Origin of the sequence: Burkholderia sp. AU38729, from assembly GCF_020419725.1 — a bacterium.
Lineage (GTDB): Bacteria > Pseudomonadota > Gammaproteobacteria > Burkholderiales > Burkholderiaceae > Burkholderia.
Map to the genome: position 1 here is coordinate 284080 of NZ_JAIZQO010000011.1, position 22322 is coordinate 306401.

The window sequence follows — 22322 nt, forward strand, 5'->3', positions numbered from 1 at the left end:
GGCGGTGCGGCGTGACAGGCGGATGAACACGCGCAGCGAATATTGCCGGATTATTTGATCGAAATCATGGTGGCCGCCGAATTGAATATTTTATGCGATCAAAGGGTAAGGTTTTTCCCCAATATGCCGACAGTAAGATGAAGACCGTCGTAAAGCGATAAACCGTTTTTCGGCTACTGAGCGTGAAGTCAGCGCGACGCGGACGTCAGATCCGCTTTTCGGAGCCTTGCATGCGCAATAACCAGCCCGTTACCCAACAGGAATTCGATTTTCCCGACGACGTCACGCTGATGTCGACGACCGACGCAGACAGCATCATCACCTACGCCAACACGACGTTCGCGCAGGTGAGCGGCTTCACGAACGAGGAACTCGTCGGCCAGCCGCACAACGCGGTGCGCCACCCGGACATGCCGCGCGAAGCGTTCGCCGATATGTGGGCGACGCTCAGGCGCGGCGAGCCCTGGACCGCGCTGGTGAAGAACCGCCGCAAGAACGGCGATCACTACTGGGTGCGTGCGAACGCGATTCCGGTGATGCGCAACGGCGAGCCGCAAGGCTACATGTCGGTGCGGACGAAGGCGCCGCACGACGAGTCCGAGGCCGCCGACGCGCTGTATCGCGCGTTCCGCGAAGGCAAGGCCGGCCAACGCCGGTTCCACAAGGGGCTGGTGATCCGTACGGGGCTGCTGCGCATCGCATCGCTGTCGCAGACGATGTCGGTGCGCGCGCGCGTGCAATCGGCGCTGTGCGTGCTCGCGCCGGCGGTCGTTGGCGCGGGCTGGGCATGCGGGCTGGCGGGCGGCGGGCTCGCGGCGTTTGCCGGCGTGACGGTTGGCGTGGCGGCGGCGGCCGGCCTGTGGCTCGATGCGCAGATCGTGCGTCCGCTGAAGCGGCTGCACGACCAGGCGCTGAACGTCGCGACCGGCGAAAGCCGGCGTGGCGTGCGGATGAACCGTGTCGACGAGATCGGCATGACGCTGCGCACGATCAACCAGCTCGGGCTGATGTTCCGCTGGCTCGTCGACGACGTCAGCGAGCAGGTGCACAACGTGCAGCGCGCGAGCAACGAGATCGCGCAGGGCAACAACGACCTGAGCGCGCGCACCGAGCAGGCGGCGTCGAGCGTGCAGGAGACGGCCGCGTCGATGGCCGAGATGACGGCGACCGTCGACAGCAACGCGGAGACCGCGCTGCAGGCGAACCGGCTCGCGATGTCGGCGAGCGAGGCGGCCGGGCGCGGCGGGCAGGCGGTGGGCGAGGTCGTTACGACGATGAGCGACATCACGGCCAGCTCGCGCAAGATCGCCGACATCATCGGCGTGATCGACGGCATCGCGTTCCAGACCAACATCCTTGCGCTGAACGCGGCCGTGGAAGCGGCACGCGCGGGCGAGCAGGGGCGCGGCTTCGCGGTGGTCGCCGGTGAGGTGCGGGCGCTCGCGCAGCGCAGCGCGAATGCGGCGAAGGAGATCAAGACGCTGATCGGCGCGAGCGTCGAGCGCGTCGAATCGGGCGCGCGGCGCGTGGACGAGGCGGGCAAGACGATGGAGGACATCGTCGCGCAGGTGAAGCGCGTGTCGGACCTGATCGCGGAGATCAGCTCGTCGACGGTCGAGCAGAGCACGGGCGTGTCGCAGGTGGACCAGGCGGTCGTGCACCTGGACAACATCACGCAGCAGAACGCGGCGCTGGTCGAGCAGAGCACGGCGGCGTCGGAGAGCCTGAAGCAGCAGGCGACGCGACTGGTGGATGCGGTGAACGTGTTCCGGTGAGCGTGGCGTGCCTCGTTGGCCTTCACGCATGTCGACCGGCCTCATGCGTGGATCGCGCCGTTCAGTGACGAACTGAACGGCGCGATCGGCCAGGCTGGAGATTTTCCAGCCTTTCGGATTAACCGATGCTCACCCCGTGAGCTTCTGCCAGAGGCTTCAGGCCACCCGTGAAACCTTGTCCGATCGCCTTGAACTTGAACTCGTCGTTGTGGCGATACAGCTCGCCGAAGATCATCGCGGTTTCGGTCGATGCGTCTTCGGACAGGTCGTAGCGGGCGATTTCCTTGCTGTCGGCCTTGTTGACGACGCGGATATAGGCGTTGCTGACTTGACCGAACGACTGCTTGCGGGCTTCTGCGTCGTGAATCGTGACGGCGAAGACCAGCTTCTTCACGTCGGCCGCCAGACCCGTGAGCTTCACGTTGACCTGCTCGTCGTCGCCGTCGCCCTGGCCGGAACGGTTGTCGCCCAGGTGCTCGATGGAACCGTCGACGGACTTCTTGTTGTTGTAGAAGATGAAGCTGGCGTCGTTCAGGACTTTGCCGTTTTCACCGGTGACGAAGATCGAGGCGTCGAGGTCGAACTCGGTGCCGTCGGTGACGCGCGGGTCCCAGCCCAGGCCGACGACGATTTCGCTCAGGCCCGGGGCCTCTTTCGACAGGGAGACGTTACCGCCTTTGGACAGACTGACAGCCATGGTGTGATTCCTTGTTCAGGTGAGGAGACCGTTCAGAAGTTCATGCCGTAGCCGTTTGCCAGGGCACGCAGGCCGCCGGCATAGCCTTGGCCAACGGCGCGGAATTTCCATTCGCCGCTGCTGCGATACAACTCCGCGAAGATCATCGCGGTTTCGGTGGAGGCGTCTTCCGCCAGGTCGTAGCGGACCACCTCGGCACCGGAGGTCTCGTTCACGACGCGGATGAACGAATTGCTGACCTGGCCGAAGTTCTGCTTGCGCGCTTCCGCGTCGTGGATGGTGACCGTGAAGGCGATCTTGTCGATGTCGGCCGGAACGCGGCTCAGGTCGACCTTGATGACTTCGTCGTCGCCGTCGCCCGCGCCGGTACGGTTGTCGCCGGTATGCTCGACGGAGCCGTCCTGGCTGCGCAATTGGTTGTAGAAGATGAAGTCGGCTTCACCGCGGACTTTGCCGTTGGCCCCCAGCAGGAACGCGCTGGCGTCCAGATCGAACTCGGCGCCATCGGTCGCGCGCGGGTCCCAGCCCAGGCCAACCAGGATTCGGGTCAGGCTCGGGTCGGCTTTGGACAGGGAGAGGTTGCCGCCTTTTTGAAGAGTCAGTGCCATGAAAACAGCTCCTTTGGGTTGTGACGGGTTACTGATTTTCGGCTTGCGCGTCTTCCTTGTTCGGGAAGATCACGCTGGCCAGGATTCCGATTGCCAGGACCGCCATGACGATGAGCAGGCTGGTGTTCGGGGAGATGCTGATACCGTGGTGGAACAGATGGTCGGTCGCGTTCAGGCCCAGCTTCGCCGCGATGAAGAACAGCAAGACGACCACGGCCTTTTCCAGATGCACCACGTAGCGCTTCAGCGCTTCCAGCACGAAATACAGCGTGCGAAGGCCAAGAATGGCGAACAGCATCGCCGAGTAGACGATCAGCGGTTCACGGCTGACTGCGATGACCGCCGGGACCGAGTCGAACGCGAACAGGACGTCGGACACTTCGATCACGACCAGGCAGAGGAACAGCGGCGTAGCGAACAGGCCGCCTTTGGCCGCCAGGCTCATGTCCCGCTCGGCCGTCCGTGCTTCCGCCTCGAGCTGCTTGCGGCTCACGAAAAATTTGTGGCCGTGCAGCCTGGGCCATACGGGGAAGAGCTTTTTCGCGAAGCGGCAAGCAAGATGCTGCGAGTAGTCCTTCTCCTCGTCATCGTCGTCACCGCCCTTGAGCATCATGACGGCGGTCCACGCCACGATCAGCGCGAAGGCGATCTCGACCCAGGGCCCGAATGCCAGCAGGCCGGTACCGATGACGACAAAGACCCCACGGAAGACGATGGCCCCGATGATGCCCCAGTGCAGGATGCGGTGACGCATGCCGTCCGGAACCTTGAACCACGCGAAGATCGCCATGAAGACGAACAGGTTGTCGACGGAGAGGACCTTCTCCAGCGCATAACCGGTCAGGAACAGGCTGGCCACTTCCGCGCCGTGCTGCACGTACAGGAAGCCGGCAAAGGCAACGGAGATGGCCACCCAGAATACCGACCAGATGGACGCCCGGGCGAGGGTGATCGGCTTGTCGTCGCGGTGGGTCACCATGTCCAGCACCAGGGCGGCCAGCGCCAGGCCGATGAATACCGCCATGGTCAACGGCGGGAAGCCAATGTGTGTCGTTTCCACGTTTCGGTTTCCTACAGTTCGAAGTCAACCGGGTTCAAGCCGAGCTCGAGGCAAATCAGGCGGCAAGCTGCTTTTTCCTTGTCGTCGAAATGACCGTCGGATGCGCCAATGGCACAGGCCACGCGCACCAGCAAGCGTGCTTCGCCGTCCTTGCCCTTGATCTTGCCGATCGCCTTCAGCGCCTCGGCCTGGCCGATCTGGAAATCGAATTCGAACTTGCCGCAGGCGTCGTTGAACACCGCGATCACGTCGCTCAGGTTGAAGACCTTCAATTCCGGGGAATTGTTGATGAAGCCGACCATCTTCAGCTTCTCTTCGGATTTGATCTCGCCATCCGCGGCGGAGATCAGCGCGCAAGCGTTGGCGGTTGCCTCCATGAACGTCCGGTTCTTGAATTTGGCGACTTCGATGGTCAAGGTTTCGCGGGCTTTGGCCGCGTTGGTTTTCAGCCAGTCGAGCATGTGTTTCCTCTCAGTGAGCGGGGCCGGACGGCCCCGCCGGTCAATGGTTACTTGGAGCCTGCTTTCCAGCGCATCCCCCAGCCGTAGGCACGATCCATTTCCTCGTGTCCGGGATGGAAGTCGACTCGACGAGAGACCTTGACGGCCCCGTTCACGTTTTCAAGCAGGGCAATCGCGCACATGCCGTGGCGGCCGCCCTCCTCGTTCATGCGAACTTCGATGTCGGACTGGCCGGGCACGAAAATGGTGACGACACCATCCGTTGCCTTCCAGTTCGGCGCGCCGTCGTAGATGAACGCGAAAATCAGGATGCGTTCGATCTTGTTCCACTGTTGCCCATTGATGCGAAGCCACTCGCCATCGGCCACCGAGCCGGTGCGGTCATCTCCCATCAGCTGGATGTAGGGTTCCTCACGCAGATCGCCGAAACGCTTGCCGAGCGCCTGCACGGCGCCTTTGAATCCGTCCTGCATTTCGAACAGGCAACCCAGGTCGAGGTCGATGGCGCCGCGTTTTCCCAGGAAGCCGCCGAGCAGGCCACTCGTACCCTGGTTCCAGTTGAGGTTCACCTTGATTTCACCGAAGCCGGCAGCGGTCTTCTCCAGGCTGATGCTGGGGCGTGATTTGTCGAGCGTGACTTTGCCGAGTCGGATCGTGGACGTCGGTGCGCCAGGCGGTACCGGTGCGAGCGCGGGCGCCGGGACGGGCGCCGGAGCCGGCGCGGGAGGGCTCTGCGTCGGGCTACCGGAAGGTGCGGCAACGTCGACGCCGAAGTGCCTGGCCAGCGGCTCCAGGCCGCCGGCAAAGCCTTGTGCGACACAGCGGAATTTCCATGCGTCCTGACGGCGGTAAAACTCCCCGAGGATCAGCGCAGTCTCCTTCATCCCGGTAGTCGGGATCTGCGCCTCGATCCCTCCCGTCACGGCCAGCGCCAGCGTCGAGACGCGATCGAAGGTCGCCTTGTTCTCATGGATGGTCGCGGTGAGCGCGACTTTCTCGACGGCAGGGTCGATCCGGGCGAGATCCACGATGAACGTTGCCCGGCCGGCCGTCGTGGCGGTCAACTGAACCGCGCCGCCCAGGACACTGGTTTGGCCGTAGAAGCACATGTCGCCATCGCCCCGGACTTTCGCGGCAGCGGTGAGCGCGAATGCGGAGATATCGATCTCCGCGCCTGGAATCGGCGCGTAGTTGATGTCCACGCGCAATTGACCGGTGGCCACCGGTGCATTGCCGCCAGGTACCAGTGTCGTCATGCTCGCACCGCCTGAATCGCCAGATTGACGAGATCGTCCGCGGTGCGGCCGTGGGTGGACTGGCCGATCGCCTTGAATTCCCAGCCGCCGCCGCCACGGCTGAGGCTGGCCATGACAACACCGGTGTGGCGGCCCTTCTCCGCCAAGTTGAAGCGCGCCAGCTCCTTGTCTTGGGCGTCGTCGAGGATGCGGCAGTAGGCGTTTTCGACTTGGTCGAACGTCTGACCGCGGAAGCTGTTCACGGTGAACACCAGATGCTGGATGGTGCCCGGCAGGCGCTGCAGGTCGACGTGGATGGTTTCATCGTCGCCATCGCCTTCACCCGTCAGGTTGTCGCCGGAGTGCTCGATGGCGCCGTCCCTGGATGCCAGTTGTCGGAACCAGACCAGGTCGACGGATTTCATGTCGCCGTCCAGCAGGATGCAGGAAGCATCGAGGTCGATGTCGTTGCTGCCGCCGCCCAGCATCTTGGAGAAGAAGCCGCTGGGCTTTACCGGGTCCCAACCCAGGCCCAGACTAATCGAGGTCAAGCCACGGCCCGCGGTTTTTTCCAGCGAGATGCTCTGATTCTTGCTCAGGGTGAGTGCCATCTTTACGCTCCTTGTTGATCTTCAATGTTCAGTGTTCGTGCGAGGGATCGGACGGAGTCACGTTGCCGAGTCCCGGCTTGGCCAAACCGCGAGCGGGATTGCCGCCACACGGGGAAAGCGTCGCCATGACTCGTCTTGTGCGGCAGCCTCATGCATTTCCGCGCGCATCAGCCGGCCTCCGCCAGTCGGACGCCATGCTCGCCATGACTCGGGGCGGTGGGCTTCACCCCGTGCCACTTGGCGCGTTCGAGGATGTTGACCGCCCACTTGTAGTGGGTTGCCGGCTCGCACATCGCGTCGTTGTGCTTGAAAACGGCAGGCGCCGCATCGTTGACGATCAGCGTGGCGCAGTTGAAGTCCTCGAGGCTCACGCGCAGCGCCTCCTGGATGATGCGGATCTGGCTCGGATGAATGGCCGTCTTCCCTACCAGGCCATGAGCGATGTCCAGTTCCAGTTCCTCGTTCAGGAGATGGGGCGTGGCGAGTTGCTCGAAGACGGGCGCGGTCAGGGCAAATCCCTGCGCCCCCATGATTCCGGCAAGCATGGGAATCACGTAGCTGAGAGGCGTGCTGTAGAGCGTGGTGGCCGGATTGCGCCGCAGACCAAGACAACCCATCAGGTCGTTGCCGCCGATGCGCAGCGCGATGATGCGTCGGTTCAGGTTCGCCTTCAGGGCCGAGCCAAGCTCCACCATTGCGCCCGGGTCGTAAACGTCGGCTGTCTCCAGTGTCGGCATGAGGTACAAGTCAGGACAACTGACCGCGTTCTCCCACGACGAAAGGGACTGCAGCGTCAACTTGGGCACGACGAACCCGTCGACGTGCTTCATCAGCGGCCAGTTGTTCAGCACCGCCGCCATCGCGGCATCACGTGGCCGAACGAACAGCAAGGGACCGGATTCGGCGCGCCCGCCCCGGGCATCGATATTCATGAGGAGCGCCCGCAGGTTCGCCAGCGCGCTGTCGACGTCGATTGCCGCCACCGCGTCTTCCAGACAGACCACCAGCGAGCGCAGCTCAGGGAATCGGGTGCCGGAAACCACATCCAGAATGTCGCTGCGGGTGGCCGGCATGTACAGCGTCGCGCCGAGGGCGAACGGAGAGAGGGTTTTAATCAATTCGCGCTCCGAATGATGGTGACCGCGCAGTACGGCCCCAGATCGGCGCCAGCTTCCTCTACGGTCACGCCCGCGCGTTCGGTGAGGTGCAGCAGCAACTGAACGTCGCAGTCATCGCGGTCACGTACCAGCACGCGATCCGGCACACGGCGCAGGACCGCCCGGGTTGCCTCGGCGATACCCGGTTTCACGCGGTTCAGGTTGCCGATGTCGAAGCGGGTTGCCAGCGCGGACACCACGTCGTCCGCGGACGCCTGAAGCGTCAGTCGCTGATCGTTGGTCCATGGAGCGGCAGGTCGGGCGCCTGCCAGCGCCCGACGTTCGGCGTCGATCCTGTCGATGAACGCGCGCGTGACATCGTGTTCGCGCAGGTGTTCGTAGACCACGCAACCATGCAGGCCGCCTTGAGCCGGCCAGATGGAGCGGGACACCAGCCCGGAAACGGTTGCACCGAGAATGCCGGACGGAATGGTCCAGTCTTGCGCGGAGGCAGCCAGCCACGCGCGGCCGCAAGGATCCGCCAGAACCACGAGGCGCGGACCTTCAGGGAAGCGCGTGTCGTCCGCGAGGGTCCGTGCGAGCTCGCCGGAAATAGCGCCTTTGCCGGTCCAGCCGTCGACGAAGACGATGTTTTCGGCGCCATGCAGCCGGATGATGGCTTCCAGCGCAACCGTGTCGATCCCGCGATCGCGAATGATGCTGATCCCGTAGTGGCGGGCGTCGCGCCCCATCTCCACGAGTGCCCGGCGCAGCAGCACGCCAAGCGGCAGGCCCGCGCGCACAAACGAGACCAGCGCGATGCCCGGCCCGGTGCAAGCGGCAGTCAGCGCCAGCGCCAGGGACTGCACCTCCGAAGCCATGCGGGCGCCGTTCTGCACCAGCGCGCGGGCGTAAAGGCGCTGGTGCACGTCGCTGGGCGCCTGCTCGAGGCCGATCATTTCCGAGTAGTGTTTTTGATTCGTCTGGATCAGACGTTCCTTCTCCTCGACGTCGGTGACGCTCATCCGCACGTGTTGCAGCAGGACGTGCACATCGTCGGGTGCATAGCTGCCGCTGCCGACGGTGTTCAGGCTCTCGAGGCGATTACCCATGGATAGTCCCCGTCACCCAATTCGCAAGCTGGCTGCGCGCGGGTGTCGCCCACATGTGGCAGAGATCCATGTACCCGAGATCGGTGATGCTGTCGCCGAAGCCCAGGACCGGCCGCTCGCCGTGGATCTCACGGTCGCGGCGCAACCATTCCTGAACGGCTGCACGCTTGGCCAGCCCCGTTGGCAGGAAGGCAAGGTTGTTGCCGTTGGCGTGAACGTGCATGCCGTCCACCATGCGCCGGGACCGCACGCCGGCCAGCACCTCGGCGAGCACCGCGTCGTCGGACGCGTTGTGCTTGATCACCACGTAGTGGCGCAAGCCATCTTCTTCCACGACCCAGCCGCGGAGCGAGTGGCCGAGTTCCTCGCCGATCGCCAGCGTGGCCTCGCACAGTGCCGGCAGTCGCTCCTGAACGCTCTGGAGAACCTCGACCATTTGCCCGTGCCAGCTTCGATCGCGTAACCCGTCGGGGCGGAGCATGACGCCCCCATGCGAGCAGATTGCGCCTTCGGTGAAGGGAAGCATGACGCGGCCGTATGCCTCCACGCTGCGCGCGGTGACCGGAACGACGTCGGCGGTGGCGAGCAGCCACGTGATGAACGCGTGCTGGACCGGGTCCATGAAGCCGTTTGGCTGACCGTGCACGTCCAGCGTGGCCGCCGTGCGCGGGACGCCTTCCGCCATCTTGCGGGCGGTCTGGAACAGGGTGTCGTCGAGGTCGACGAATGCCAGGGGGCGGTTACCGCTCATCGACAATCACCTCTGCGTTCAGTGCATCGACGAGTTCCACGGGGAGTGCCTGAGCGGGCGTTTCCGTGCAGATCAGGATCCGGTCGAACTGGCCGGGCTTCACGTTGTAGAGGAAGTTCGGAATACCGAGGCCGTAGTTGTCGGGGAACGACAGCGCGTGCTCGATGGCATGGCCCAGGGCGATGGGGGACCGCGTGGTCGAGCTGAAGTGGACATCCGCGCCAGCTCGCTCCAGGCGTTCCGCCAGCAGAAAAGGACGCCAGACGAACTCGCCGGTACCGACGACAATGACTTTCTCGCCGGGCCGGACCTGGACGTCCGGCGCAAGCGTGTCGTCCACCTCCCGAACGCCCAGACGTCCCCAGTCATTGCGGGGCGAGAGCGGCCATTCGCCCATGGAAACGGTGCCGACGTTCGGCATATCCGGGAGCGGCGCGGACTGATCCTCGTGGAACTGGTAGGAGCCGGTCAGCAGCGATACCGCGGTGGCCGGTTCCCCGATCGCGTGACGCGCGGCACCGGCAGTCCAGTCCGTCAGGACGCAGGTGACCACTCGCTCGACGTTGCTCAGGCCTGCTGCGACCAGTGCGCGGTGCAGGTTCAGGAAGGTCTTGCCGGTGGAGGCTTCGTCGTCCACCAGGATCAGCGATCGCGCCTTCAGCATCAGGTCACGAATCTCCGGATCGACCGGCCAGTGGATCAGATGGGCGCTCGCATGGCTGTGTTCTTCCTCGAATCGAGCAAAGACGCGGGTACCCAGCGGATGCCGGGTACTGGTGAGGTACACGCTGTCAGGGCGGCCCGCACGATAGGCGCGGTGCACGCCGGCACCGAGGCCCACCGCGGTTTCGGCCATGCCGATCACCAGTACCGGCCCGGGCAGGTCCGCCGGAATGCCGGCCGCCAGGCGCTCGAAGCTGGCCGCCATGATCGACGGGCGCACCGGGATGTGACGGCCCAGGACCCTGGATACGAAGAGGAAGGCTCGCTTGGGATTCCGGCGCTCCGCGAAACCGAACAGGTTCGCAGGGGGCAGCGCGGCGGCATCGACTCTGATCTCGAGCAGCCCCCGCTTGAGTTGGGCGCGCAGGCACGTTGGTCCTACGTGGCTTTCCATGAACAGCATCCTCGTTGGGCGTGGCTCGAAGACTGACGACGACCGCTTGCGCCGGGTGCGCAGTCGGTCGAACCGCGTTCGCGCCGGGCGCCAACACCATCGGTCCGGCATCCCGAAACCTTTCAAAATGAAATTGAATCGTATCAAATTTGAAAGGTTGGTGGGTGAAGGCGTGTGCCGATGTCGCGAGGGCTTTGGTTTTTCGGTTTTGTTCGAGAGGATGGGCGTTGCGGGCGTGGCGTGGCCTGATGACGACGGTCAGCCGTTCGATCAAGGCCGATGCGGTGATCGCGGTCTGGTGAAAGCGGCGAGGGGGGAAGCGGCGAGGAGGGGGAAGGGGCGAGGAGGGGAAGAGATGACGCGGGCACGGCGGAGAGGAGTACCGGCCCGCGTCGGACCGCCCGGTTCCGGCCGGGCGGTCAGGACCTGTCGCCGAAGCGCCAGGCCCTGAACCGTCAGACGGCGAGGCAGAGGTACTTGATCACGACGTAGTCGTCGATGCCGTAGTGCGAGCCTTCGCGGCCGAGGCCCGACTGCTTCACGCCGCCGAACGGCGCGACTTCGTTCGAGATCAGGCCCGTGTTCACGCCGACCATCCCGTATTCGAGCGCTTCCGCCACCTTCCACACGCGGCCGATGTCACGGCTGTAGAAGTACGCGGCCAGGCCGAACTCGGTGTCGTTCGCGAGGCGGATCACTTCGTCGTCGCTGCCGAACTTGAACAGCGGCGCGAGCGGCCCGAACGTCTCTTCCTTCGCGACCTTCATCGCCGGCGTGACACCCGTCAGCACGGTCGGCTCGAAGAAGCCGTGGCCGAGCGCGTGGCGCTTGCCGCCCGTCACGACGGTCGCACCTTTCGCGAGCGCGTCCTCGATATGCGCCTCGACCTTCAGCACGGCGGCTTCGTTGATCAGCGGACCTTGCGTGACGCCCGGCTCCGTGCCGCGCCCCACCTTCAACTGGCCGACGGCTGCCGCGAGCTTCTGCGCGAACTGGTCGTACACGGCTTCATGCACGTAGAAGCGGTTCGTGCACACGCAGGTCTGGCCGCTGTTGCGGTACTTCGATGCAATCGCGCCCTGCACGGCCGCATCGAGGTCGGCGTCGTCGAACACGATGAACGGCGCGTTGCCGCCGAGTTCCAGCGACACCTTCTTGACCGTCGCCGCGCATTGCGACATCAGCAGGCGGCCGACCGGCGTCGAGCCGGTGAACGACAGCTTGCGCACGATCGGGTTCGACGTCAGCTCGCCGCCGATCGCCTTCGGGTCGCCCGTGACGACGCTGAACACGCCCGCCGGCACGCCCGCGCGCTCGGCCAGCACGGCCATCGCGAGCGCGGAGAACGGCGTCGCCTCGGCCGGCTTCACGACGATCGGGCAGCCTGCGGCAAGCGCCGGGCCGACCTTGCGCGTGATCATCGCCGCCGGGAAGTTCCACGGCGTGATCGCCGCGCACACGCCGATCGCTTCCTTCGTCACGACGATGCGCTTGTCGCTCGCCGGCGTCGGGATCGTGTCGCCGTACACGCGCTTGCCTTCTTCCGCGAACCACTCGAGGAACGATGCGGCATAGCCGATCTCGCCCTTCGCTTCGGCCAGCGACTTGCCCTGCTCGGTGGTCAGGATCAGCGCGAGATCGTCGGCGTTTTCCATCATCAGGTCGTGCCACTTGCGCAGGACGACCGCACGCTCCTTCGCGGTCTTCTTGCGCCACGCCGGCCAGGCGGCGTTCGCGGCTTCGATCGCGTGACGCGTCTCGGCCGTGCCCATCGCCGGCACCGTGCCGAGCAGGCCGCCCGTCGCCGGGTTGCGGACTTCGAACGTCTCGCCGTTCGTCGCGCCTTGCCATTCGCCGTTGACGTACGCCTGCTGGCGGAACAGCGACGGGTCTTTCAGTGCCAGGGTTTCCTGAACCGTGCTCATATGAATCACCTGCTTCGAAAAGGACGGATGAAACGGCCGCCGCCGTCATGAAGACGGCGGCGGCGCATTCAATGGATGAAATCGACGGACACTCAGGCCGGCACGCCGACCGTTTCCTTCAGCACTTCCTCGAGGATCACGAGCGCTTCGTCGAACACGGCTTGCGGGATCGTCAGCGGGAACAGGAAGCGCACGACGTTCGAGTACACGCCGCACACGAGCAGCAGCAGGCCGCGCTCGAGCGCACGCGCCTGCACGCGCTTCGTGAATTCCGCATCCGGCTCGCCCGAGCCCGGCTTCAGGAACTCGACCGCGATCATCGCGCCCGGGCCGCGCACGTCGGCGATCTGCGGCACGTCGGCCTGCAGTGCGTTCAGCTTCGCCTTCAGCACGTCGCCGAGTTGCGTTGCGCGTTCGCACAGCTGCTCTTCGTCGATGATCTCGAGCACCGCATGCGCCGACGCGACGGCCAGCGGGTTGCCCGCGTACGTGCCGCCGAGGCCGCCGGGCGCTGCCGCGTCCATCACGTCCGCACGACCGACGACGCCCGACAGCGGCATGCCGCCCGCGAGGCTCTTCGCCATCGTGATCAGGTCGGCCAGCACGTCGTAGTGCTGCATCGCGAACAGCTTGCCGGTACGCGCGAAGCCTGTCTGCACTTCGTCGGCGATCAGCAGGATGCCGTGCTCGTTACAGATCTTGCGCAGTGCGCGCACGAACTCGGCCGGCGCCGCGTAGAAGCCGCCTTCGCCCTGGACCGGTTCGAAGATGATCGCGGCGACGCGCTTCGGATCGATGTCGGCCTTGAACAGCATCTCGATCGACTTGATCGAGTCGGCGGTCGTCACGCCGTGCACGGCGTTCGGGTACGGCGCGTGGAACACGTCGCCCGGGAACGGGCCGAAGTTCAGCTTGTACGGGGCGACCTTGCCGGTCAGCGCCATGCCCATCATCGTGCGGCCGTGGAAGCCGCCCGAGAACGCGATGACGCCCGGGCGGCCGGTCGCTGCACGCGCGATCTTGATCGCGTTCTCGACGGCTTCCGCGCCGGTCGTGAAGAACGCGGTCTTCTTCGGGAAATCGCCCGGCGCGCGGTCGTTGATCTTTTCAGCCAGCTCGACGTACGACGCGTACGGGACGATCTGGTAAGCGGTGTGCGTGAAGTTGTTCAGCTGATCCGCGATCGCCTTGACGATCTTCGGGTGGCGGTGGCCGGTGTTCAGCACCGCGATGCCGGCGGCGAAATCGATGAAGCGGCGGCCTTCGACATCCCACAGTTCCGCGTTCTCGGCGCGGGCTGCGTAGAAATCGCACATCACGCCAACGCCGCGCGGGGTGGCGGCGTTCTTGCGGGCCTGCAGGTCGGCATTCTTCACGGTCATCTCCTTGATGTTCTTTCCGGTGAGTAGAAATCGGGCGCTTCGACCGCCCATGGAGGCGACTATAATCACATTTGGCTCTGGCAATCAGAGCCATTTCAATAAATATTCAGGAGCCAATCATGCGCGCGAGCGTGTTGTCGGACTGGCTGGCGCAGCGCCTCGTGCGCGGCGGCGAACAGCCGATCTACCGGCAGCTTCACCGGCTGCTGCAACAGGCGATCCTGTCGCGCGAACTGCCGGCCGGCACGCGCGTGCCGTCGTCGCGGCTCCTGGCCGCCGAGCTCGGGATCGCGCGCAACACGGTCACGCAGGTTTACGAGCAGCTTGCGCTCGAAGGCTATGTGAACTCGGCGACCGGCCGCGGCACGTTCGTCGCCGACAGCGCGCCGGACGAGATCGTCGGTGCGCCGACCGACGCGGCCACCACCCACGCGGCGCTCGTGCAGCCGTCCGCGCGGCGGCTGTCCGCGCGCGGCACGCGGCTCGTGGAAGGCGCCGGCGTGTCGAAGCGGCAGGGCGGCGCGTTCATGCCGGGCGTGCCCGATGTGTCGCGATTTCCGGCGCGCGTGTGGACGCGGCTGCACAACAAGTACTGGCGGCGCCTGCGCCCCGACCTGCTGACCTACGCGCCGGGCGGCGGGCTCGCGCTGTTGCGCGAGGCGCTGGCCGACTACCTGCGCACGTCGCGCTCGGTGCGCTGCACGCCCGAGCAGATCGTGATCACGACCGGTATCCACCAGTCGATCGACCTCGCGGTGCGGCTGCTGACCGACCCGGGCGACGCGATCTGGACCGAGGATCCGTGCTACTGGGGCGTGCGCAGCGTGCTGAACGTGTCGGGGCTGACGACGCGGCCGATCCCGGTCGACGACGAAGGCATCGCGCCATCGGCCGCCGATCTCGCCGAACCGCCGAAGCTGATGCTGGTCACGCCGTCGCACCAGTATCCGCTCGGGATGGTGATGAGCCTCGCGCGGCGGCGGATGCTGCTCGAATACGCGCGCCAGCACGGCTGCTGGATCATCGAGGACGACTACGACAGCGAATTCCGCTACGGCAGCCGGCCGCTCGCGTCGCTGCAGGGTCTCGATACGGCCGGGCAGGTGATCTATGTCGGCAGCTTCGGCAAGACGCTGTTTCCGGGGCTGCGGGTCGGTTATCTGGTTGCACCGGAGCCGCTCGCGGAAAGTTTCGCGACCGCCAGCGCCGAGCTGTATCGCGAAGGGCAGTTGCTGCAGCAGGCGGTGCTGGCCGAATTCATCGCGGAAGGGCACTTCGTGTCGCATATCCGCAAGATGCGCACGTTATATGGGCAGCGCCGCGAGGTGCTGCTCGACGCGGTCGCGCAGCGCTACGGCGACACGCTGCACGCGCTCGGCAGCGATGCGGGGCTGCATCTGGTCACGCAGTTGCCGGACGGCGTCGACGATCGCGCGGTCGCGCAGGCCGCGCTCGAACGCAATATCGTCGTGCGGCCGTTGTCGGGGTATTACGCGGACCGCGACCGTGCGGCGTCGGGGTTGCTGCTTGGCTATGCGTGCGTGCCGGAGGACGAGATCGCGACCGCGTTCGCGACGCTCGCCGAGGCGATCGACGAGCGGGCGTTCGGTCGGGCGGTCGAGGCGGCTTGAGCGGCGTATGCGGTGGCGGTATCGCGTGGCGATGCCCGCCGCGGCCATCGATGCCGGACGGCGGCGTGCGCTGCGCACCGCGAAGCGCACGCGCGTTGTGCAGACCCTGCCGCGAACCTCAATACCCGATCCACACCGCGAACGTCAGCACGACGCACGATAGTGCGAGCAGCGTCAGGAACAGCGGCAGCACGAAGCGGATCCACGCGCCGAAATCGACGCGAGCGGTGGCCAGATACGCGAGCAGCATCCCGGACGTTGGCGTGACGAGGTTCGTCAGCCCGCCGCCGAGCACGAACGCGAGCACCGACGTCTGGCCGCTCACGCCGGAGAGCTGCGCGATCGGCCCGATGATCGGCATGCTGACCGCGGCCTTGCCGGACACCGACGGAATGAACACGTCGAGCACCATCTGCACCCCCATCAGCCCGTTCGCGACCCACACCGGCGACTGCCCGTCCGCGAGCCGCGTGAAGAAGTGGATCAGCGTGTCGAGCACGAGGCTGTTCTGCAGCAGCAGTTCGACGGACGCGGCGAGCCCCATCAACAGGGCCGCGAGGATCATGTTCTTCATCCCGTCGACGAACGCGTCCGCCGCGCTGCGCGAATCGAGCCCGCCGATCACGGCCGTCACGATGCTCACGAACGTATAGAACGCCGCCAGCTCGACGTTGCCCCACTTCAGTTCGCGCGTGCCGTAGATCAGCATCGCGACCGCTGCGGCGAACACGGCCAGCGTCGCCTTGTGGCGTAGCGACAGCTTCGCGGTTGCGTGTGCGGCGTGGCCGGCGGCGGTCTGCCCGGCGCGATAGCCGGTGCTGCGCACGTAGCGCAGCAGGTACAGGATGCCGATCGTCAGGAAGACGACGAACACGGCCGCGCGCAGCGCGACGCCGCTGAACAGCGGTACGCCGACGAGCGGCTGCGCGACGGCGAGCGCGAGCGGGTTCGTTACCGACGCGATATAGCCGATCTTCGCGGCGAGTGCGACCAGTGCGACCGCGAACAGGTCGGAGAGACCCAGGCGCCGCGCGATGACGACCACCATCGGAATGATCACGAGGTACTCGGAGATGAAGCCGAGCAGCGTGCTGCCGAGCCCGATCAGGATCATCAGCATCGGTGTCAGCAGGTACGCATTGTTGCCGGTGAGCTGCAGCAGCCGGTCGATGCCCGCGTCGACCACGCCGGTGCGGCGCATCACGCCGAACATCCCGCCGACGAACATCACCATCACGATCAGCGGAGCGTTCTTCAGCAATCCTTCCGGTATCGCGACGAACGCCGAGACGAGGCTCGCAGGCATCGCATGCGTGGGCGTGCTGTGGCTGACTGCCGGTGCAACGAGCGTCGTGAGCGCGGTGGTCTTCGGCACCACGTGATAGGTGCCGGGCACGACGAGCCGGCCGTTGCGCTCGAAGCGGCCGGAATCGACGATCCAGGTGAGCGTGATCGCGACGGCCAGCACCCACAGCATCATCACGACCGGATGCAGCATCTTGCCGTGCGGATGCGGCGCGCGGCCGGCGTGGTCTGATGCGTCGCCGGGCGCATTGCCGGCCGCGTCGTGGGGCGCTGCTTCAGCCGGTGCCGCGAGCGTGGTGGCGTCGGCGGCGCGTGCGCCGGCAGGGTGCGGGGAAGAGGCGGACATCGGATCCTCGTCGGAGAAGGAAGCGGGCCGTCAGGCCGGTTGCAGCGCGGCACGCGCCGGGACGTAGCCGAGTTCGGCGGAAATCGCGAGGCTGCACGCCTGCAGTCGTTCGAGATAGTCGGGAATGTCGGCGTGGCTCACGCGCACCTCGGGCCCCGTCACGCTGACCGATGCGACTGTCGCTCCCGTCAGGTCGCGCACCGGCACCGCAATCCCGACCGCGCCGGGCGTCACCTCGCCGCTGCTTACCGCGTAGCCCTTGCGCGCGACCGCGTCGAGTTCGCCGGCGAGCTTCGCCGGATCGTCGGCGTGCCCGTTTCGACGCAGTTGCGCGAGATAGTCGTCGCGCACCGGATCGGGCGCGAATGCGAGCAGCACCTTGCCCGATGCGCCGAAATTGATTGGCCGGCGATTGCCGACCGCGCCGACGGTGCGCACCGCATGCGTCGTTTCGCAGCGCGCGACGCACACGGATTCGAGCCCTTCGCGCACGCGCAGCACGATGGTCTCGTTGATCGCCTGGTTGAGCGCGAGCATGTGACGGTGCGCGGCGCGCACGAGCGCGTTCTGCTGCGACGCGGCCACGCCGATCACGAACGCCTGTGGGCCGAGCGCATAGGTGGACGTACGCGGGTCCTGCACGACGAAGCGGTGCAGTTCCAGCGTGCACAGCATCCGGTACGTGCGCGACTTGTTGATGCCGAGCTGCGATGCGAGCTCGGTCACGCCAAGGTTCGGATGCTCGGCCACGTAGGTCAGCAGCTTCAGCGCGCTGTCGACGGCGTCGACGATGTAGGTCGTCATGCGGGGTCTCCCTGCGGCGCGATGCGCGCGCGGACGTAATCGGCGAGTGCGTCGAGATAGGCGTCGACCGAGCGCTTCAGCGTGGCGAAGCCCGCGTGTTTCGCGAACGCGGCCTCGTCCATGTACAGCGCGCGGTTGAATTCGATCTGGATGCTGTGGCGCTGCCGCGCGGGATCGGCGAGCGCGGTCAGCAGGTCGCCGCCCTGGTACGGGTCGTTGACCTGCACGCGATAGCCGGCGTCGGCGAACCACTGCGCGGTCCACGCGGTGAAGGCCGGGTCCGCGGTCGTGCCGCGCCGGTCGCTGACGACGACGTCCGGCCGCCATGCGCCCGCGTCGACGTTCATCGCGTTGCCGCGCGACTTCATCGAATGGCAGTCGATATGCCACAGCGCGCCGTGCGTGGCGTGCAGCGGCTCGGCGATGCCGGCGAGCGCGCGGCGGTACGGCAGGTAGTACACGTCGATCCGGTTGCGGACTGCTTCGAGCGACAGCTTGCGGTCGTACAGCGGCACGCCGGGCAGCGCGTCGCGCCGGATCAGCCCCATCCCGCGCTGCGTGTACGGCTGCGGCGCAAGCGGCTCGGGCCACGGTTCGGCGAGCAGCGTCGCGTCGATGTCCGTTTCCGCGCGGTTCGGATCGATGTACGCGCGCGGAAACGTCGCGCCGAGCAGCGTGCCGCCGCGCGCCGGCGCGCCGGCCCACAGTTCGTCGACGTACGCGTCCCACGTCGTGCGGATCGCGTCATCGGGCGCGACGGTGGCGAAGTCCGGCGGATACGCGATGCCGCTGTGCGGCGAATCGACGACGATCGGCAGGGCCGGCACCGTCGGCGTCGCGACGAAGTACGCAGGCGATGCGCCGGCGGTCGCGTTGTTGCAATTAAACGTCAGCATGGGGATCAGGTTCTTTACCTAGTTTCTCGAAGCGTCTCGTGCGTTTGTTTTAATCATTAAAACAGCGTATCAATATTTCACAACGACTGAAAATCGCGGTCAAGGGCTTTTTGCAATACCGGGATTGCGCGTCGTGATCGGGCTGGAATGCCCGTGTTTATTGGGATTGTTTCATTCCTTGAAACACCTTGGGATTCACGGCTATCCGACTCCCGTGTGAGATTTTTGGCATCGCTTGACGCTTCAAATCGCCGAATTCGACAATGAATAAGACGATGTTTTATTCAATAAAACACGTTTCGAGCGAAATAAATCGCTCCCCATATTCAATCGATAAAAGGGGTCGGAGATGAGGCGAAAAGGAATGGCGGTCGCGCTGGCGGGACTTGCATCGGCGGCGGGTGCGATGCACGCGCATGCGCAGTCGAGCGTGACGCTGTACGGCGTGGTCGATTCGGGGATCACGTACACGAACAACCAGAACGGGCATGCCGCTTGGCAGGCGACCGGCGGCAACGAGCAGGGCACGCGCTTCGGGCTGCTCGGCAAGGAAGACCTCGGCGGCGGCACGCGCGCGGTGTTCCGGCTCGAGAACGGCTTCAACATCGAGAGCGGCGCCGCGAGCCAGGGCGGCCGGCTGTTCGGGCGCCGCGCGTACGTCGGGCTGGAAAACGACCGCTGGGGCACGCTGACGATGGGTCGCCAGTACAACGCGGCGCAGGAAGTGCTGGAGCCGCTGCAGATCGGCGCGACCACCGCGCTCACGCAGTACGCGCTGCACCCGTTCGACACCGACGACCTGAACAACACGTTCCGCACCAACAATTCGGTGCAGTACCAGACGCCCACCTGGTACGGCTTGCGCGCGGTCGGCCTGTACGGCTTCTCGAATTCGACGTCGTTCGCGCAAAACCGCGTGTGGAGCATCGGCACGAGCTACGAGAACGGGCCGCTGCAACTCGGTGCGGCCTATGTGCGCGTCGATCATCCGGCGCTCGACACCACCGGCGCGGCGGCATCCGACAACTACTACACGTTCGTCAAGGGCGTGACGCGCCAGCAGATCTGGGGCGCGGGCGGCGCGTATGCGTGGGGCGCGGCGACGTTCGGGCTGCTGTACACGAGTTCGCTGTTCAACCTGCAGACGGGCGGCGCGATGCGCTTCAACAACTACGAGGGCAGCGTGCGCTACCTGATGACGCCCGCGCTGCAGTTCGCGCTCGGCGAAACCTATACGCAGGTGCTCGCGTCGCAAGGGCCGAAGCCGAGTTCGCACTACCTGCAGACGAGCGTCGGTGCGCAGTATTTCCTGTCGAAGCGCACCGATATCTACGTGAACGCGTTCTACCAGCGTGCGTCGTCGAACACGGTGGCCGCGATCGAAGGCATCGCGAATCCGTCGAGCACGCGCACGCAGATCGTCGCGGTGACGGGCATCCGCCACAAGTTCTGACGCGGCGCCAGGCCGCGGGCGCGCGCTCGTTCTGCTTACAGCCGGATCAGCGTCGCGCCCGCCACCACCAGCGCACACGCGGCGAGCCGCTGCGCGCCGGGCCGCTCGCGCATCACGAGCCAGCCGATCGCGACCGCGAAGATCGAGCTCGTTTCGCGCAGCGCCGACACCGTGCCGACCGGCAAGTACCGGTACGCGAGGATCACGATCCCGTACGCCGCGAGCGAGATCGTGCCGGCGATCGCGCCCTGCGTGAGCGCGGTGCGCGAGCCGAGCACCGCGCGCGGGCCGCCACGCACCGCGCACACCAGCACGAATTGCGGCACGCTCCACAGCACGTACACCCACGCGATGTAGCCGAGCGCGCTGCCGGATACGCGCGAGCCGATGCCGTCGCAGATCGAATACGCGGCGATGAACACACCCGTGAGCAGCGCAAACGGCACGCCTTCGCCGGAGAACCGGAAGCCGCGCCGCAGTGCGAGCGACATGATGCCGAACGACACGAGTGCGATGCCCGCGAAGCCGAGCGGCGTCGGCCGCTCATGCAGGATCGCGAGCGCGAGTACCGACACGAGCAGCGGAGAAATCCCGCGTGCGATCGGGTAGATCTGCCCGAATTCGCCGCTGCGATACGCGCGCGCCAGCGTGAAGCAGTACGCGACCTCGAGCACGGCCGACCCGGCGATATACGGCCACGCGGCGGGCGCCGGCGCGGGCAGCAGCATGGCGCCGGCCGCGCCGAACACGAAATACGGCAGCGACATCGTGCCGAGCTGGACGAGCCGGTCTTCGCTCACGTGGAGGAAGGCATTCCAGATCGCGTGCAGCAACGCGGAGCACAGCACGAGGCCGATGAAGAGGTGGTCCATGGACGATGCGGCGGACAGGGGCGGGAGCGGAGGCGGCGCCGTCATTATGTGGGTATCGGGCGCACTCGCATGGAATTGTCGATAATGGCGTGTTGTTATTCACCGGATGCCGACCATGACCGAAGCCACCCAAGCCCAGCCTGCCGTTCCGCGCCTCACGAGCCTGTCACATGGCGGCGGCTGCGGCTGCAAGATCGCGCCGGGCGTGCTGTCCGAGCTGTTGAAGCGCGCGACGCCGCCCGCGCTGTTCCCGGATCTGCTGGTCGGCACCGAGACCTCCGACGACGCAGCCGTCTACCGCCTCAACGACGAACAGGCGATCGTTGCGACCACCGACTTCTTCATGCCGATCGTCGACGATCCGTTCGACTTCGGCCGCATCGCCGCGACCAACGCGCTGTCCGACGTCTATGCGATGGGCGGCAAGCCGATCCTCGCGCTCGCGCTGGTCGGCATGCCGATCAACGTGCTGCCGCACGAAACGATCGCGGCCGTGCTGCGCGGCGGCGAATCGGTGTGCGCGGACGCCGGCATCCCGGTCGCGGGCGGCCATTCGATCGATTCGGTCGAGCCGATCTACGGGCTTGCGGCAATCGGCGTCGTGCATCCATCGCGTGTGAAGCGCAATGCGGCCGCGCGCGCGGGCGACGTGCTCGTGCTCGGCAAGCCGCTCGGCGTCGGCGTGCTGTCCGCCGCGCTGAAGAAGAACCAGCTCGATGCCGATGGCTATGCGCAGATGGTCGCGACGACCACCAAGCTGAACCGGCCGGGCGCCGAGCTCGCCGCGCTGCCGGGCGTGCATGCGCTGACCGACGTGACGGGCTTCGGGCTGCTCGGCCATACGCTCGAGCTGGCGCGCGGCGCGCACCTCACCGCGCGCGTGCACTATGCGTCGCTGCCGTGGCTCGCGGGCGTCGAGGCGTTCGTCGCCGATGGCGTGTTCACCGGCGCGTCGGGTCGCAACTGGGCCGCGTACGGCGCGGACGTGCAACTGGCCGCCACGCTGCCGCCCGTCGCGCAGGCGCTGCTGACCGATCCGCAGACGTCGGGCGGCCTGCTGGTCGCGTGCGCACCGGAGGCCGTCGACGACGTGCTCGCGTGCTTCCGTGCCGACGGCTTCGACCGTGCGGGCGTGATCGGCGAGATGGTGGACGGGCCTGCACGCGTCGACGTCGCGTGACGCT

General features: G+C 66.1%; 20 protein-coding genes. 4 read left to right on the top strand and 16 right to left on the bottom strand.

Annotation, left to right across the window (positions count from 1 at the left end; all coding sequences use genetic code 11):
• The first annotated feature begins 230 nt into the window (after window positions 1-230).
• Window positions 231-1775 carry a PAS domain-containing methyl-accepting chemotaxis protein gene (locus tag LGM56_RS28150; protein WP_226207333.1) on the top strand — a complete coding sequence of 515 codons (1545 nt, stop codon included), beginning with the start codon at window positions 231-233 and terminating at the stop codon, window positions 1773-1775.
• A 118-nt stretch (window positions 1776-1893) separates the two neighbouring features.
• Here the strand turns inward: LGM56_RS28150 and LGM56_RS28155 are convergent, their stop codons facing one another.
• From LGM56_RS28155 to LGM56_RS28210, 12 genes are all read right to left on the bottom strand, one after another.
• Window positions 1894-2472 carry a TerD family protein gene (locus LGM56_RS28155; protein WP_226207334.1) on the bottom strand — a complete coding sequence of 193 codons (579 nt, stop codon included), beginning with the start codon at window positions 2470-2472 and terminating at the stop codon, window positions 1894-1896.
• A 32-nt stretch (window positions 2473-2504) separates the two neighbouring features.
• Window positions 2505-3080 carry a TerD family protein gene (locus LGM56_RS28160; protein ID WP_089428971.1) on the bottom strand — a complete coding sequence of 192 codons (576 nt, stop codon included), beginning with the start codon at window positions 3078-3080 and terminating at the stop codon, window positions 2505-2507.
• A gap of 28 nt (window positions 3081-3108) precedes the next feature.
• Window positions 3109-4140 carry a TerC/Alx family metal homeostasis membrane protein gene (locus LGM56_RS28165; protein ID WP_089475760.1) on the bottom strand — a complete coding sequence of 344 codons (1032 nt, stop codon included), beginning with the start codon at window positions 4138-4140 and terminating at the stop codon, window positions 3109-3111.
• Between the two features lie 11 nt (window positions 4141-4151).
• On the bottom strand, window positions 4152-4601 hold the full coding sequence (locus tag LGM56_RS28170; protein WP_089428973.1) for a tellurite resistance TerB family protein: 450 nt from the start codon (window positions 4599-4601) through the stop codon (window positions 4152-4154).
• A gap of 47 nt (window positions 4602-4648) precedes the next feature.
• Window positions 4649-5857, bottom strand: a complete 1209-nt coding sequence (locus LGM56_RS28175) for a TerD family protein (protein WP_226207335.1) — start codon at window positions 5855-5857, stop codon at window positions 4649-4651.
• Window positions 5854-6447 (bottom strand): TerD family protein, encoded by a 594-nt coding sequence (locus LGM56_RS28180; protein ID WP_089433390.1) that lies wholly within the window; start codon window positions 6445-6447, stop codon window positions 5854-5856. Before LGM56_RS28180 ends, LGM56_RS28175 begins: the two co-directional genes overlap by 4 nt.
• 167 nt (window positions 6448-6614) lie before the next feature.
• Window positions 6615-7565 (bottom strand): HpcH/HpaI aldolase/citrate lyase family protein, encoded by a 951-nt coding sequence (locus tag LGM56_RS28185; RefSeq protein WP_226207336.1) that lies wholly within the window; start codon window positions 7563-7565, stop codon window positions 6615-6617.
• A complete protein-coding gene (locus tag LGM56_RS28190) occupies window positions 7562-8656 on the bottom strand; it encodes a cysteine protease StiP domain-containing protein (RefSeq protein WP_226207337.1) in 1095 nt (364 codons plus the stop codon). Before LGM56_RS28190 ends, LGM56_RS28185 begins: the two co-directional genes overlap by 4 nt.
• On the bottom strand, window positions 8649-9407 hold the full coding sequence (locus LGM56_RS28195) for a trehalose phosphatase (RefSeq protein WP_089496118.1): 759 nt from the start codon (window positions 9405-9407) through the stop codon (window positions 8649-8651). Before LGM56_RS28195 ends, LGM56_RS28190 begins: the two co-directional genes overlap by 8 nt.
• Window positions 9397-10524 carry a phosphoribosyltransferase domain-containing protein gene (locus tag LGM56_RS28200; protein WP_226207338.1) on the bottom strand — a complete coding sequence of 376 codons (1128 nt, stop codon included), beginning with the start codon at window positions 10522-10524 and terminating at the stop codon, window positions 9397-9399. The genes LGM56_RS28195 and LGM56_RS28200 overlap by 11 nt, the downstream gene beginning before the upstream one ends.
• A gap of 455 nt (window positions 10525-10979) precedes the next feature.
• Window positions 10980-12449, bottom strand: a complete 1470-nt coding sequence (gene gabD / locus LGM56_RS28205) for an NADP-dependent succinate-semialdehyde dehydrogenase (RefSeq protein WP_021156413.1) — start codon at window positions 12447-12449, stop codon at window positions 10980-10982.
• A 92-nt stretch (window positions 12450-12541) separates the two neighbouring features.
• Window positions 12542-13831 carry a 4-aminobutyrate--2-oxoglutarate transaminase gene (locus tag LGM56_RS28210; RefSeq protein ID WP_226207339.1) on the bottom strand — a complete coding sequence of 430 codons (1290 nt, stop codon included), beginning with the start codon at window positions 13829-13831 and terminating at the stop codon, window positions 12542-12544.
• Between the two features lie 119 nt (window positions 13832-13950).
• Between LGM56_RS28210 and LGM56_RS28215 the strand changes: the two genes are divergently transcribed.
• Window positions 13951-15462 (top strand): PLP-dependent aminotransferase family protein, encoded by a 1512-nt coding sequence (locus LGM56_RS28215; RefSeq protein WP_226207340.1) that lies wholly within the window; start codon window positions 13951-13953, stop codon window positions 15460-15462.
• Window positions 15463-15580: 118 nt separating this feature from the next.
• On the opposite strand, the gene LGM56_RS28220 is transcribed toward LGM56_RS28215, so the two are convergent.
• Genes LGM56_RS28220 through LGM56_RS28230 form a run of 3 tightly spaced genes read right to left on the bottom strand, consistent with a single transcriptional unit; the run spans window position 15581 to window position 18813 of the window.
• Window positions 15581-17113, bottom strand: a complete 1533-nt coding sequence (locus LGM56_RS28220) for a YfcC family protein (RefSeq protein WP_226207341.1) — start codon at window positions 17111-17113, stop codon at window positions 15581-15583.
• A 30-nt stretch (window positions 17114-17143) separates the two neighbouring features.
• A complete protein-coding gene (locus tag LGM56_RS28225) occupies window positions 17144-17917 on the bottom strand; it encodes an IclR family transcriptional regulator (protein WP_089475750.1) in 774 nt (257 codons plus the stop codon).
• Window positions 17914-18813, bottom strand: coding sequence for an N-formylglutamate amidohydrolase (locus LGM56_RS28230; RefSeq protein WP_226207342.1), 900 nt, complete (start codon window positions 18811-18813; stop codon window positions 17914-17916). The genes LGM56_RS28225 and LGM56_RS28230 overlap by 4 nt, the downstream gene beginning before the upstream one ends.
• A gap of 349 nt (window positions 18814-19162) precedes the next feature.
• On the opposite strand from LGM56_RS28230, the gene LGM56_RS28235 reads away from it, so the two are divergent.
• The gene (locus tag LGM56_RS28235; protein ID WP_226207343.1) at window positions 19163-20266 is read left to right on the top strand and encodes a porin; all 1104 of its coding nucleotides are present in this window, start codon (window positions 19163-19165) and stop codon (window positions 20264-20266) included.
• Window positions 20267-20301: 35 nt separating this feature from the next.
• Here the strand turns inward: LGM56_RS28235 and LGM56_RS28240 are convergent, their stop codons facing one another.
• Window positions 20302-21138 carry a DMT family transporter gene (locus LGM56_RS28240; protein WP_226207344.1) on the bottom strand — a complete coding sequence of 279 codons (837 nt, stop codon included), beginning with the start codon at window positions 21136-21138 and terminating at the stop codon, window positions 20302-20304.
• A gap of 115 nt (window positions 21139-21253) precedes the next feature.
• Here LGM56_RS28240 and selD point away from each other — a divergent pair, with 115 nt between their 5' ends.
• Window positions 21254-22318, top strand: coding sequence for a selenide, water dikinase SelD (gene selD, locus LGM56_RS28245; protein ID WP_076841442.1), 1065 nt, complete (start codon window positions 21254-21256; stop codon window positions 22316-22318).
• Window positions 22319-22322: the final 4 nt, after the last annotated feature.